The organism is Nonomuraea sp. NPDC050540 (assembly GCF_044457485.1).
Lineage (GTDB): Bacteria > Actinomycetota > Actinomycetes > Streptosporangiales > Streptosporangiaceae > Nonomuraea.
In genome coordinates this window covers 296333-309430 of sequence record NZ_JBITHA010000011.1, presented here as the reverse complement: position 1 = coordinate 309430, position 13098 = coordinate 296333, and the positions used below count along the sequence as shown (strand labels likewise).

At 68.2% G+C, this 13098-nt stretch carries 10 protein-coding genes; 7 read left to right on the top strand and 3 right to left on the bottom strand.

Going from position 1 to position 13098, the window contains the following annotated elements:
- Positions 1–5: 5 nt before the first annotated feature.
- Entirely contained in the window at positions 6–2546 is a 2541-nt protein-coding gene (locus tag ACIBI5_RS33980; protein WP_397252799.1) for an FxsB family cyclophane-forming radical SAM/SPASM peptide maturase, read from the bottom strand.
- A gap of 385 nt (positions 2547–2931) precedes the next feature.
- Positions 2932–3333, bottom strand: a complete 402-nt coding sequence (locus ACIBI5_RS33975; protein WP_397252798.1) for a VOC family protein — start codon at positions 3331–3333, stop codon at positions 2932–2934.
- A gap of 203 nt (positions 3334–3536) precedes the next feature.
- On the opposite strand from ACIBI5_RS33975, the gene ACIBI5_RS33970 reads away from it, so the two are divergent.
- Positions 3537–4064 (top strand): DUF305 domain-containing protein, encoded by a 528-nt coding sequence (locus ACIBI5_RS33970; protein WP_397252797.1) that lies wholly within the window; start codon positions 3537–3539, stop codon positions 4062–4064.
- Positions 4065–4094: 30 nt separating this feature from the next.
- Here the strand turns inward: ACIBI5_RS33970 and ACIBI5_RS33965 are convergent, their stop codons facing one another.
- Positions 4095–5213, bottom strand: a complete 1119-nt coding sequence (locus ACIBI5_RS33965; RefSeq protein ID WP_397252796.1) for an alpha/beta hydrolase — start codon at positions 5211–5213, stop codon at positions 4095–4097.
- 65 nt (positions 5214–5278) lie between these two features.
- Here ACIBI5_RS33965 and ACIBI5_RS33960 point away from each other — a divergent pair, with 65 nt between their 5' ends.
- The 6 genes from ACIBI5_RS33960 to ACIBI5_RS33935 are packed head-to-tail and all read left to right on the top strand — an operon-like array spanning position 5279 to position 13098.
- A complete protein-coding gene (locus tag ACIBI5_RS33960; RefSeq protein ID WP_184971428.1) occupies positions 5279–5986 on the top strand; it encodes a FadR/GntR family transcriptional regulator in 708 nt (235 codons plus the stop codon).
- A 10-nt stretch (positions 5987–5996) separates the two neighbouring features.
- Positions 5997–7244 carry an ABC transporter substrate-binding protein gene (locus ACIBI5_RS33955; protein ID WP_379611986.1) on the top strand — a complete coding sequence of 416 codons (1248 nt, stop codon included), beginning with the start codon at positions 5997–5999 and terminating at the stop codon, positions 7242–7244.
- Positions 7241–8083 (top strand): carbohydrate ABC transporter permease, encoded by an 843-nt coding sequence (locus tag ACIBI5_RS33950; protein ID WP_397252795.1) that lies wholly within the window; start codon positions 7241–7243, stop codon positions 8081–8083. The genes ACIBI5_RS33955 and ACIBI5_RS33950 overlap by 4 nt, the downstream gene beginning before the upstream one ends.
- Positions 8080–8889 carry a carbohydrate ABC transporter permease gene (locus ACIBI5_RS33945; RefSeq protein WP_397252794.1) on the top strand — a complete coding sequence of 270 codons (810 nt, stop codon included), beginning with the start codon at positions 8080–8082 and terminating at the stop codon, positions 8887–8889. Before ACIBI5_RS33950 ends, ACIBI5_RS33945 begins: the two co-directional genes overlap by 4 nt.
- Positions 8889–11879 carry a glycoside hydrolase family 38 C-terminal domain-containing protein gene (locus tag ACIBI5_RS33940; RefSeq protein ID WP_397252793.1) on the top strand — a complete coding sequence of 997 codons (2991 nt, stop codon included), beginning with the start codon at positions 8889–8891 and terminating at the stop codon, positions 11877–11879. Before ACIBI5_RS33945 ends, ACIBI5_RS33940 begins: the two co-directional genes overlap by 1 nt.
- Positions 11866–13098, top strand: coding sequence for an enolase C-terminal domain-like protein (locus ACIBI5_RS33935; protein ID WP_397252792.1), 1233 nt, complete (start codon positions 11866–11868; stop codon positions 13096–13098). The genes ACIBI5_RS33940 and ACIBI5_RS33935 overlap by 14 nt, the downstream gene beginning before the upstream one ends.

Genomic DNA, 13098 nt, shown 5'->3' with positions numbered 1-13098 from the left:
TTCAGCTATGCGAGTGACGGTAGTTCGCCGGCCAATGGTTCGCCGTTGCGGTGGCGCCAACCAGCCAGGTGCCGGTCGGCCGAAACACGAGCTCGGCGGGTGGCCTCGGGTGGGACGTCCTCATCGCACATGGCGACCATGGTGTCCGCCATGGTCGCGGTGAACAGCTCGCCCTCGGCGGTGAGCCGACCGCTCGACCGCAGCGCGCGGATCGCCCCCCTCGTGCCGTCGCGCCAGCGAGCGAACTCGGTGTGAGCACGAAGCAGCAGATCCTCCTCGTGCCATTCCTGGCGTTCCACTCCCCAGAACGCCGCGATGCTCATGTGCGCGTACGCTCCCTGGAGCAGGCCACCCAGCGGGCGCGGATCATCACGCCAGGGCGCGTAGTAGCGGTTACCGTCGTCCGGCTCTATCAGGGGGATCAGGTCCAGCAAGCCACTCAGCTTCGTGTGCTGGGACTCGTGCGCCAGGGTAACCGCGAACGAGTGCGGGTCGGGTGGCGTGGAGAGCCCGATGTTGCCGAAGGCCAGTTTGGACGTGGCGCTGGAGGTGCCGTTTTCCGGCCCGAGCAGCGGTGTCAGCACCGTGACCAGGCTGATGATCTCCTCGGACACCTGACGGTGCCGGTCGAGGAGAATCTCCCAGGCGGGCTGGAGCGTCGACACCCATTGGTGAAGTTCCGCCTCGCTCAACCGGCCATCGGTACGGCTCGCGCCCAGCATCCGCCCAGGGTCGAGGTCGTCGATGACGAACTCGACCTCCACGCCACGGTGCGAAGCACGGATGCGACGCAGGCCTTCCCACAAGGGGTCCGCACCGACGCGTATGGTCACCCCACCGCAGTTGATCTCCGCCTCGCCGTCCCCCGTGTGGACGACGGCGAACCTGCTGCCCCCAGGGACGAGTGCTCGGCCGAGGGACGGGAGTACGACCGCGCCGTTCACCACGGGCACCTCGATCGTCTCCCCGCGCCCGGACCGGATCGCCGCGACCGCCCCGAGCGCCGCCATACCTGTCGCGCTCGCCCAGCGGACGGAGGGTGTGTGACCACTGAGCGCATGAAGCGTCCGCAGCCCCCAGGACGCGACGGTCGGATAGCGAAGTACCGCCCTGGCCACCTCAGGCGCGGTTTCCTGCACGTCGGCGAGCAGATCGTAGGCGTGCCGCACTCGAGAGACGTCGTCCTTGGCCAGATCGCGAATCCCGCGGAGGAGCAGCAGACGTTTGCTGTCCTGCGCGGTCCACAGGTGCTCGACGGCGTTGCGGCCGCCCCCACCCGCGGCGAGTTCGAGAAACATCTCTCTGGGCAGGAGATGCGGCGTCAACGTCATGGCGGGAGATTGCCTCTCTGCGGGTCGAGCGATATCTGAGAAGCGCGGACGGCGATCGCGGGAGGACATCGCGCGCTCCACATGTTTGATGAGCCGGAAGAGGTCGCGGCAGTAAACGCTGGGATTGGCGAATCCGGTGCCAGGACGATAACGGTGAGGATAGAGCCCCCCGCCGCAGACGCGCCGTATCTCGCACGAATGGCATTCATGCGAGAGCGCGCGTTCGCCGATCTGCCGAGCGGCGATCGAGGGCAGCATGAGGGCGGCGTCGAATGCGTGTGAGCCGACGTGCAGCGGCGTTCGGGTGGCTCCGTCGTAGGCTGACTTGAGACTGTCCACCTGCTCGATCGCGCCGTCGGTCTCGATGACGACGACGGCGACGGGGGAGAGCCCGACGACCTCGCTGCGCGAGGGGCGTCCCCGTACGAGACGGATGATCTCCTCGAACAACCGGACCCGAGTCTCGCGCTCCCGCGTGCCGTGCCAGCGGTCGAAGACGGCGATGAGCCAGTCGCCGTAAGGTGTGTCCTCGCTGTCCACGCGACGGCCCGGTGGAGGTGTCTCCCAAGTGCCGTGCGGCAGCAGAAAGTCCACGGTCGGCGGGCTGTGAGCCAGCAGGGCCTCGTACGTGCCGACGGGGTCGTTCCGCAGGTCGACGGTGCAGAGCAGCCCAGTGAACAGGCGCCGGAAGGCGGCGGAGGTGAGCTTGCTCAGTCCGGCGTGGACCTGGTCGTAGCTGCTCTGCCCCGCCGGACCGCGGCGGTGGCGGTCGTTGGCCTCGCGGTCGCCGTCGAGGCTGACCGCGACGAAGACATCGAGCTCGTCGAACAGCTCAAGGAAGACGGAGTTCACGAGCACGCCGTTGGTCTGCACCTGGACGTTCACCGACACGTCCGGGTCGACGGCGGAACGTACGGCGTTCACCGCGTAACGGATGTGGTCGGCGCCGGCGAGCAGGGGCTCACCGCCATGCAGAATCACCTCCACCCGCGGCAAATGGTTCGTCCGGGCGTGTTCGGCGATTCGTGTCGCGACGGAGTCCATCGTCGACTGCGCCATCCGCCGGGGCTGGCTGCGCCATCCCTGGTCGGCCATTTCATAGATGTAGCAGTAGTCGCAGGCAAGATTGCACCTGCTGTGAATTTTAAGGACAAACTGGCGGAAAGGTGTGGGGGACCACCCGCTCTCCAGCAGAGCGTTGACGTCCAGGTCCATGGGCCATTCGACGTGTGGGGCAGTCTTTCCGGATTCCGAACTCACGTCTACCAACCCTTAGGGAGATCCGAGCACCGCGACACGACAATCCATTCATCGACTTTCGGGAACGAATAAAGTGCATTCGTCGAATGAAGATTGATGTATCGCCTGCGGGCAGCGAAGATCGTCCGCTAATCCCAGCGTCACCCCCTGCGACACGCCGCGATCTTATCCCCGTTCATCAGTGTGCGAAGGCATATCGACGCGGCCACGGACGGGACATCGAGGCGGGCGGGGCGTGCTGGCGCCGGGTTCCGCGGACCACAGCGGCCTCCCGCCGCGATGTAGCCGTCGAGCGGGAGGCGGGGGTTGGGCGGCGTACTGGGTCCAGGAGGAGCCTCCGTCAGGACTGCTGGATTCGGACCATGTTGCCTGAGGGGTCGCGGAAGGCGGAGTCGCGGGGGCCCCAGGGGCGGTCGATGGGTTCCTGGAGCACTTCGGCGCCGTACGCCCTCACCTTCTCGAAGGCGGCGTCCAGGTCGTCGGTGCTGAAGACGATCATGGGCAGGATGCCCTTGACCAGAAGCTCCTGCAACGCGTCGCCGTCGGCTTGGGAACGGCCGGCGTGCGGTTGCGACAGTACGAACTCCAGGCCGGGCTGCGTCACGCCGCCGAGGGTGACCCAGCGGGACACGTCCGAGCCGACGTCGTTGCGCACTTCCAAGCCGAGGGCGTCGCGGTAGAAGGCGAGCGATTCGTCCAGGTCGTTGACGGTGATGTGGCAGTACTGAAGTGCGAGGTTCATGCCGTCGACGCTAGGTGGCGAAGGCTGCGGGGCGCTTCTTCATTCCTGCTCGGACCGCTGTACGGGGTCTGGGTTGAGGCGGGTGATCAGGGTTGGCGTACGGCGGGTCACCCGGGAGCGATACTTAAGGGAGAATTAAGCACACTTAAGGTCGAACTTCGGGTCTCGACTCGATCGCCGTAACGTGTCAATCTCGGGTCGAGATGAAAAGAGCATTCGCCCTGGGGCTTCTGTTATTGGCGGCCGCCTGCGCCGCGCCCGAGACCGAGGCGCCGGCCAACTCCGAGGACGTCATGTTCCTGCAGATGATGATCCCGCATCATCGGCAGGGCATCGAGATCGTCAAGCAGGCTCGGGCCAAGCCCGTTCCGGAGCAGCTCAAGGTGATGGCGATGGCGATCGAGTCCACGCAGGGGGACGAGGTCAAGAAGATGATGGAGTGGTTACGCTCCTGGGACCAGCCGACCGTCGCGCCTTCGAGTGCCCACGATCATCATGGCGGGATGCCGGAGACGGACCGGGAGAAGATCGAACGGCTGGCGAGGTCGAAGAACTTCCAGCCTGACTTCCTCAACCTGCTGATCGCGCACCAGGATGACGCCATCCAGATGGCGAAGATCGAGACGATGAACGGGATCAACCCGGACGTGAAGCAGTGGGCCGACCAGATCAGCAAGTCACGCAAGGCCCAGATCGACCAGATGATGACCCTGCTCAAGGAGAAGCCGTAGAGCCCGCTTGGCGGGGAAGAAGCGGTGGGGTCACGTGGATGCCCCGGGCAGTTTCGTGGCGAAGTCGGTGACGGTCTTTTCGTAGGCTTCCGGGTCCACGTTCCATGATCCGACGTGTCCACCCCCCTGCGTACGCATCACGTTCACCAGATCCGGCCGCACCCGGGCGAACTCCAACGCCGGCCCAGGCGGTACCCCGGTGTCGGCGTCGTCCACGAACAGCAGGACCGGCATCCTGAACTCCTGGGCATGCGCCACATGATCCAGCTCCGCCAGCGAGATCCCGGTCCGCCGCTCGATCACGAACCGGCCCACCGAGGCCAGCCACAACGGCACACCCTGCTCGCGCGCTCCCGCCTCGATCGGCCCCTTCCAGTCCATGACCGGACTGTCCAGGATGATCCCCCTGATCGGCTCCTTGGTGAGCTTGCGTGCGGCCATCGCGACGATCCCGCCGCCCATCGAGTACCCGTACAGCACCACCCCGCTCGCCCCCTGCGAACGCGCGTAGGAGATGGCGGCCGCCACCTCCTTCCACTCCGAGGCGCCCAGGTGGAACTTTCCGTCGGGCCCGGCCGGCGCCCCGGTGTCGTTGCGGTAGCTGATCCCCAGCACCGGCATCCCCAGCCTGTGGAAGGCCGGGGTGATCCGCAGCGCCTCGCCGGCGTTCGCGTTGCGCCCGTGCACCGCGATCACCCACGTCTTCGACCTGCCCTCCGTCTGCCACGCCGGGAACTCGCCCAGTTCCGAGCGGATTTTCACGCTCTTGTACGGCAGGCCGAGCGCCGACTCGGGATCCTCGTTCCCCCACATCCACCGGTCGAGGTAGCCGCGGACCCCGGGCTTCAGCCGGCCCCGCCGTACCTTGAGGACCTCGCGTGTCACCGTCCCGGGACCGGTGGAGATCACCTTGCCCAGCGTGGCGTTGCCGTCCTTCCACGTCAGCCCGTAGGTGCCGGGCGCGGCCGTGTCGCCGCCGCCCTTGAGCGTGACCTGGTCGCCGGAGGCCTCGGTGACTTCGAGCGGGTAGGTGTTCTGGCCGCCCGACGGGTCGATGACCATGCCGGAGTAGTACCAGCCGGCCGCGCCCAGTCCGGCCGTGCCGAGCACCAGGAGAACGGGCACCGTCCACGCCAGAAGCCTTTTCATGGCGTGCAAAATACTCCCAAAGCACTCGTAGACGCAGTGCACATAAGGTGATTAGATGACTTGATATGTCGGCCGAAGTCACCCGTCCCACGCTCTCCGACGCGCTGACCGAGCGCATGCTGGAGCTCATCCGTACCGGAGGTCATCGTCCGGGCGACCGGCTGCCCTCGACCAGGGAACTGTCCCAGCGCTTCGCTGTCACCACCCCGACGCTCCGCGAGGCGCTGCGCAGGCTCGAAGCCACCGGCGCGATCGAGATGCGCCACGGATCCGGCATCTACGTCGGCTCCGCGATCGAACGTCTCGTCATGCCCAACCCCAACATGCGCGAGATGCGCGGCGCCCAGCTCCTGGAGCTGCTCGGCGCCCGCATCGTCATCGAGCCGCCGCTGGCGGCCATGGCCGCGCAGCACGCCACCGCCGAGGGCATCGCCGCACTGCGCACGATGCTCGACGAGGCGGCGCTCCACCTGCGCGGCGAGGACGCCGAACTGCACGACGCCAACATGACCTTCCACCGGGCCACCGCCCGGCTGGCCGGAAACGGCGTCCTGCACGAGATCGTCGACTCGCTGCTGACCGTGCACGCCAACGAGCAGCGGGAGATCCTGCAGATCTTCGATGACCGGCGGCGTGACTACGACGAACACCTGGCGATCCTCGAAGCGATCGAGGCAGGTGACCCCCAGGCCGCTGAGCGGCTGATGAAGGCCCATCTCGCGGACGTGAAGAGCGTCGTCGAGCTGAGGCTGCACCATCCCCCCATGGAGTAAGGAGTCCGGCATGCGCACTCTGGCCGCGCTCGGATTGGCCGCCACCCTGACGCTGGCGGCCTGCGGTGGCAACGACGCCGCAGCACCGCAGAAGAAGAGCGAGCTGTCGCTCTACAACGACAAAGGCGCCTGGAGCAAGTATTTCGACGGCATGGGCGCCCTGTCCAAGCAGCAGATCAGCCTGTCGATGAAGCCGGTGGGTTACACCGACTCGGCGCAGTACCAGGCGTTCATCAAGGCCTCGTTCCGCACCGACGTGAAGCCCGACCTGTTCACCTGGCAGACCGGGGGGATGCTCGAAGAGATCGTCAAGCAGAAGCAGGTCGCCGACACCACCGCCGTCTGGCAGGAGGCGATCAAGGCGGGTGACCTCCCGCAGGATCTCGCGCCCTACTACACGGTCGGCGGCAAGCAGTACTGCGTCCCGCTCAACGTCGCCTACTGGGGCATGTTCTACAACATGCCGGTCTTCGAGAAGCACGGCGTCAAGCCGCCGACCACCTGGGAAGAGCTGATCAAGGCCGCGGACACGCTGAAGAAGGCCGGGGTCACGCCCTTCTACCACACCAGCGTGTTGTTCTCCTTCGTCTGGTTCGAGCAGCTCATGGCCGGAATGGACCCCGACCTGTACGACCGGTTGTCCACCGGCAAGGCCAAGTACACCGACCCGGGTGTGGTCGCGGTGATGGACAAGTGGAAGGAACTCATCGACGCCGGATACTTCGTGAACGCCGGTGACAAGACCGACCCGGCGGACCTGCTGAAGACCGGCAAGACCGCCATGGTCTCCTTCGGCACGTTCTTCAACACGAGCATGACCACCCGCAGCATGGCGCCCGGCAAGGACTACGGCTTCTTCGTCATCCCGAACGTCAACACGTCCCTGCCCAAGACCTCGGTCATCTTCGAGAGCGGTCCGCTCTGCGCGCTGGACAAGGCCGCCGACCCCGAGGCCTCGATGAAGTACCTCAAGTGGTGGACGAGCGCCGGGGCCCAGGAGAAGTGGGCGAGCAGCAGGGGCGACGTCAGCGCCAACCCCAAGGTCACGGTCAAGGACGAGGCGCTCAACGCGATCACGAAGGACGCGGGCAGCGGCAAGTACCGCCTGGTCAACCGCTACTTCGAGGCGACGCCGCCGCCGATCCTGTCGGCCGCGCTCGACGGCTTCGGCAAGTTCGTCTCCGACACCAGCACCACCAAGGAGGTGCTGGAGACGATTCAGAAGGCCGCCGACGAGTACTGGAGCACGCACCAGTGAGAAACGCCCCCATTCTCGGGCGGTTCAGGGGCGGGTACGTGGCCCCGGCGGTCCTCCTGGTCGCCGGGCTCCTGTACGCGCCGTTCCTGTGGACGGCCTACCTCAGCCTCACCGCCTACGACGGCCTGGCCGACCCCGAGTTCGTCGGGCTGCGCAACTTCACCCGGCTCTTCGACGACCCGGCGCTGCTCACCTCGACCAGGAACACGCTGATCTGGGTGGTCGGCACGATGGTGCTCCCGGTCGGGCTGGGCCTGCTGGTGGCGGTGCTGTCCTACGACATCAGGGGCGGGGCCTGGTTCCGGGTGCCGTTCATGCTGCCGTACGCGCTGAGCGGCGCCGGGCTCGGCATGGTCTGGAGCCCGATCCTGTCCCACGACGGCATCGCGAACCTGCTGCTCGGCACCGACACCGCGTACATGCAGGAGGCGCCGCACAACACGGTCGCGATGCTGCTGGTGTGGACATGGCAGCAACTCGGCGTGAACACGCTGTTGTTCGTGGTCGGCCTGCAGTCGATCCCGAAGGCGCCGATCGAGGCGGCCAGGCTCGACGGGGCGTCGGGCTGGTCGTTGTTCCGGCACGTCATCTGGCCGCTGATGCGCCCGCTGACCGCGGTCGTGGTGGGGCTGGCGCTGGTGGCGGGGCTGAAGACGTTCGACATCGTCTGGGCGATGACGCAGGGCGGCCCCGGACGCAACTCCGAGACGCTGGCGGTGATGATGTACCGCGAGACGTTCGTCGCCACCAAGTACGGCTACGGCTCCGCGGTCGCGGTGCTGCTGACCGTGGTGGCCGGGCTGGCCTCCTGGCTCTACCTGAGGAGGCAGGTGCGATGATGCGTCGTCTCGTGCTGGTGGTGCTCGGGCTGATCTGGCTCGGCCCCACCTACTTGCTGCTGGTCAACGCCTCGCGCCCGGCCGACGCCTACGACCCGGCCAGCGCGTGGGTCCCGTCGGGCGACTTCGCGTTGTTCCAGAACTTCTCGGCCGCGCTGGAGCGGGCCGACCTCGCCCAGAGCCTGGCCAGCACCGCCCTGTACAGCGTGGTCTCGCCCCTGCTCGGCGTGCTCGTCGGCGCCATGGCCGGGTACACGATCGTGGTGCTCAGGCTGCGCTTCGGCTTCCTGTGGTTCATGCTCATCTTCGGCGGCACGATCTTCCCGTCGCAGATGCTGCTGGTGCCGCTGTTCATCGGCTACAGCGACGCCGGCCTCTACGACGACCGCGTCGGCATGCTGCTCCTCTACACCGCGATCAACGTGCCGCTGGCCGCGTTCGTGCTGCGCAACTTCTACTCGGGCGTGGCCTTCTCCATCTTCGAGGCCGCCAGGATGGACGGCGCCTCGACGTTCCGCATCTTCTTCCGCATCTACCTGCCGCTGTCGATGAGCGCGCTGGCCGCGGTCTTCATCCTTGAGTTCACCTTCATCTGGAACGACCTGATCTTCGGCCTGGTCCTCACCCAGTCCGAGGGCGTGCGACCGGTCATGGTCGCGCTCAACGGCCTGATCACCGACGTCTACGCGGGCACGCCCGTCCCCGTCGGCCTGGCCGCGGGCCTGATGGTCTCGCTGCCGACGGTCGCGTTGTTCCTCGCCACCCAGCGCCTCTTCGCCAGGGGCCTTTCTCTAGGGAGTGTGTGATGACGAGCCGGTTGCTGCAGAGGAGCCTCGGTTCCCCGGACTACGACGGGATCAGGCAGGCGCTGCGGCACGACACCTCGACCCCGGTGATCAGTGTGCGCGGCCTTGAGGTACGGCTGGCCGTACTGCCGTTGTTCACCCATGACGGGCGCCAGGCGGTCAGGGTGTCGTGCACCGGACTGATCGGCTCCGATCTGGTCGTGTCCCTGAAGGACGTCGATCAAAAGACCGGCGCCGACGTCACCCTGCTGGTGCCCGAGGTGACCGAGCCCAGGACGTTCACGCTGGAGGTGCGCGACGCCGCGGGCGTGATCGGCTCGGCCGAGGTCACGGTGACGCCGCAGCGCAAGTGGAGCGTCTTCGTCGTGCACCACTCCCACCTGGACATCGGCTACACCGACCCGCAGGGCACCGTTCTGCGCCACCACCTGGAGTATCTCGACGCGGCGGTACGGCTGGCCGACGAGACCGCCTCGTGGCCGGACGACGCCAAGTTCCGCTGGACGGTCGAGTCGTCGATGCCCGCGGCGAAGTGGCTGGCCGCCCGCCCCGCCGAGCAGGTGGAACGCTTCAACAGGGCGGCCCGCGAGGGGATCATCGAGGTCACCGCGCTGCCGTTCCAGCTGCACACCGAGGCGTGCTCGACCGAGGAGCTCTACCGGCAGCTGCGCCAGGTCTTCGACTTCCCGGTCAAGTCGGCGATGCACACCGACGTGCCCGGCGCCGTGGTCGGGCTCGTGGACGCGCTCAACGCGGCCGGCGTGCGGTATCTGGCCGCGGCGCACAACTGGGCCGGGCGGTCGGTGCCGTATCTGCACGGCGGCGACAAGCTGACCAGGCCGTTCTGGTGGCAGGCGCCGTCGGGGCGGCGGGTGCTGGTGTGGTTCACGGACACGCCGCACGGCATGGCGTACATGGAGGGCAACACGGTCGGGCTGACCGACTCCTACGAGCTGGCCGACGACCTGCTGCCGCGTTACCTGTCGGCGCTGGCCACCCGGGGGTATCCGTATGGGCCGGGGACGTTCGGGTGGCAGGGGCCGGACGCGCCGCGGGAGCCGTACGAGCTGGATGTGCTGCATCTGCGGGTGCAGGGCGCGCACGCCGACAACGCGGGGCCCTCGATCGTTCCGGCGTCGATCGCGCGGCGCTGGAACGAGCAGTGGGCCTGGCCGAGGCTGCGCTCGGCGGTCAACAGCGACTTCTTCGAGCACGTCGAGGAGCGGTACGGCGACCGGCTGGCCGTGCACGAGGGCGACTGGACGGACTGGTGGGCCGACGGGCTCGGTTCCGGCGCCCGTCCGCTGGGTTACGTACGGCGGGCGCAGTCCTCGCTCAGGGCGGCCGAGACCCTGCACACGCTGGCCGGTGTCGACGCCACCGAGCAGATCTCGCTGGCCTACGACAAGGTGGCGCTGTTCAACGAGCACACCTGGGGCGCGGCCAACCCGTGGGAGGACGCTGAGGAGGCGGGCGACTCGGGCGGGCTGCAGTGGACCAGGAAGTCGGCCGGGGCCTACGACGCCCAGGACGACGCGGCCGATCTGCTGCACGCGGCCGTCCGCCGGTTCGGCGCGGCGCTGAGCGGGGAGGGCGCGGCTTCTTTCGCGGTGTTCAACCCGGGCACGCACGCCAGGACCGACGTGGTGAAGGCGTTCCTGCCGCGCGATCTCGTGCCCATCGAGGCGCCGATCGCGCTGAAGGACGCCAGGACGGGGCAGATCCTGCCCCACCACGAGGAGGTCGTGCTCCCGGAGGACTGGCCGACGCGGCCGATCGGGCGTCACCTGCACGCGGTGGTCCCCGACGTACCCGGATACGGCTACGCCCGCGTGGACGTCGTGGCCGCCGAGACCCAGGCGCCGGAGCCGGTCGAGATGGGCCAGGAGCCGGTGATCGAGAACGAGTTCTACCGGGTCACCTACGACCTGCGCGAGGGCTACGTCCGCTCGATCTTCGACAAGGTGGCCGGTCGCGAGCTGGTCAACGCCGACGCCGCCGCCGGTTTCGGCCAGTACGTCTACGACCGCTACGCCACCGCCCCGCATTTCAACCACATGTCGGGACACGTGGGCGCGCACGACCGCACGCTGCTCGGCGACCGGGCCATCGCCAGGAACGCCGCCGTGGTCAAGGCGCAGCGCACCGCGGTCAGCGAGAAGCTCGTCGTGGAGTTGCAGGGCAAGGGCGTCGACTGGCTGCGCACCACGATCGAGCTGCACAAGGGCGTGCCCAGGCTCGACCTGACCTACCAGCTGGCCAAGCAGGGAACCCCGGCGAAGGAGGCGGTCTTCCTGGCCTTCCCGTTCGCCGCGGGCGCCCCGGCGGCCTGGGAGCTGACCGGTGGCGTCGGCGGGCCCGGAGTGCCCCGGGTGCCGGGCTCGGCGGAGTACATGCTGCCGATCCGCCACTGGATCGCCTACGAGGACCCCGAGCTGACCATCGCCTGGGCCACGATGGAGGCGCCGCTGGTGCAGCTCGGCACCATCCACATGCCGTACGCGCCGTTCCCGCCCACGCTGGAGGAGGAGGCGGGCACCGTCTACTCCTGGGCGCTCAACAACATCTGGGACACCAACTTCCCCGCCCAGCAACAGGGTGAGACCACGTTCCGCTACGCCGTCACCTCGGAGGCCGGAGCCGAGGCCAGGCGCCTGGGCGCGCGAGCCGCGGCGGGGCTGACCGAGCCGTTCATCGGGGTCCTGACGACCGGCGCGGACACGGCAGCGCACGAGTACGTCCGCGTCGACCACCCCGATGTGCTGGTCACCTCACTGGGCCGGTCGGCGGACGGCGTGGTGGTGCGCCTGCAGTCGCTGGCGCAGCAGCCGGTGGAGGCGCGCGTGACGCTGCCGGGCCTGCGCGCGGCCCAGGTCAGCTCGGGGCTGCTCACCGACCTGGCGCCCGCGGCGGTCGACGGCGAATCGGTCAAGGTCGTGCTGCCCGCCTGCGGGGTGGCCGCCGTTTGGGGGACTTGTGAAGATCGTTGACATCCGGGCGACCACCGTCGCCGTCCCGCTCGAAGCGCCGCTGCGGCACAGCAACGGCGCCCACTGGGGCCGATTCGTCCGCACGATCGTCGAGGTCGAGGCGGACAACGGGCTCGTCGGGCTGGGCGAGATGGGCGGCGGCGGCGAGAGCGCGGAGGCCGCGTTCAGGGCGTTGCTGCCCTACCTGACCGGCCACGACCCGTTCCAGCTCGAAGCGCTCCGCTTCAAGATCGCCAATCCCACCGCCTCGCTCTACAACAATCGCACGCAGTTGCTCGCGGCCGTCGAGTTCGCCTGCCTCGACCTGGTCGGGCAGCACCTCGGGGTGCCCGTGCACGACCTGCTCGGCGGGCGCGTACGCGACGAGGTGGCCTTCGCCTCCTACCTGTTCTTCCGGTACGCGGCCGAGGGCCACGAGGAGATCAGGACCCCCGACCAGCTGGTGGAGCAGGCGCGCGAGCTCAAGCGGGACCATGGCTTCACGGTGCACAAGCTCAAGGGCGGCGTCTTCCCGCCCGGCTACGAGCTGGAGTGCTACCGGGCGCTGGCCGCGGCCTTCCCGGAGGACCGGTTGCGCTACGACCCGAACGCCGTGCTCTCGATGGCCGAGGGCCTGCGGTTCGGCCGGGCCATCGAGGACCTCAACAACGACTACCTGGAGGACCCGGTCTTCGGCCTGGAGGGCCTGCGGCAGGTCCGCGAGCAGGTACGCGTGCCGCTGGCCACCAACACCGTGGTGGTCAACTTCGAGCAACTGGCCTCGAACGTCCTGCGGCGCAGCGCGGACGTGATCCTGCTGGACACGACCTTCTGGGGCGGCATCCGGCCGTGCGTGAAGGCGGCCGGCGTGTGTGAGACGTTCCAGCTGGGCGTGGCGGTGCACTCCTCGGGCGAGCTGGGCATCCAGCTGGCGACCATGCTCCACCTGGGCGCGGTGCTGCCCAACCTCGGGTACGCCGCCGACGCCCACTACCACCAGCTGCGCGACGACGTGATCGAGGGCGGCAAGCTGCCCTACGTGAACGGCGCGATCGCGGTGCCCTCGGGCCCCGGGCTGGGGGTCCGGCTGGACCGGGACAAGGTGGCGCGGTACGCCGAGCTCTACCGGGAGATGGGCGGCTATCCGTACGACCGCGATCCGGGCCGTCCGGGGTGGTACGCGCAGGTGCCCAATGAGCGCTTCGCCGACCCTGATATTTCAGCAGAAGTCCGGACATAG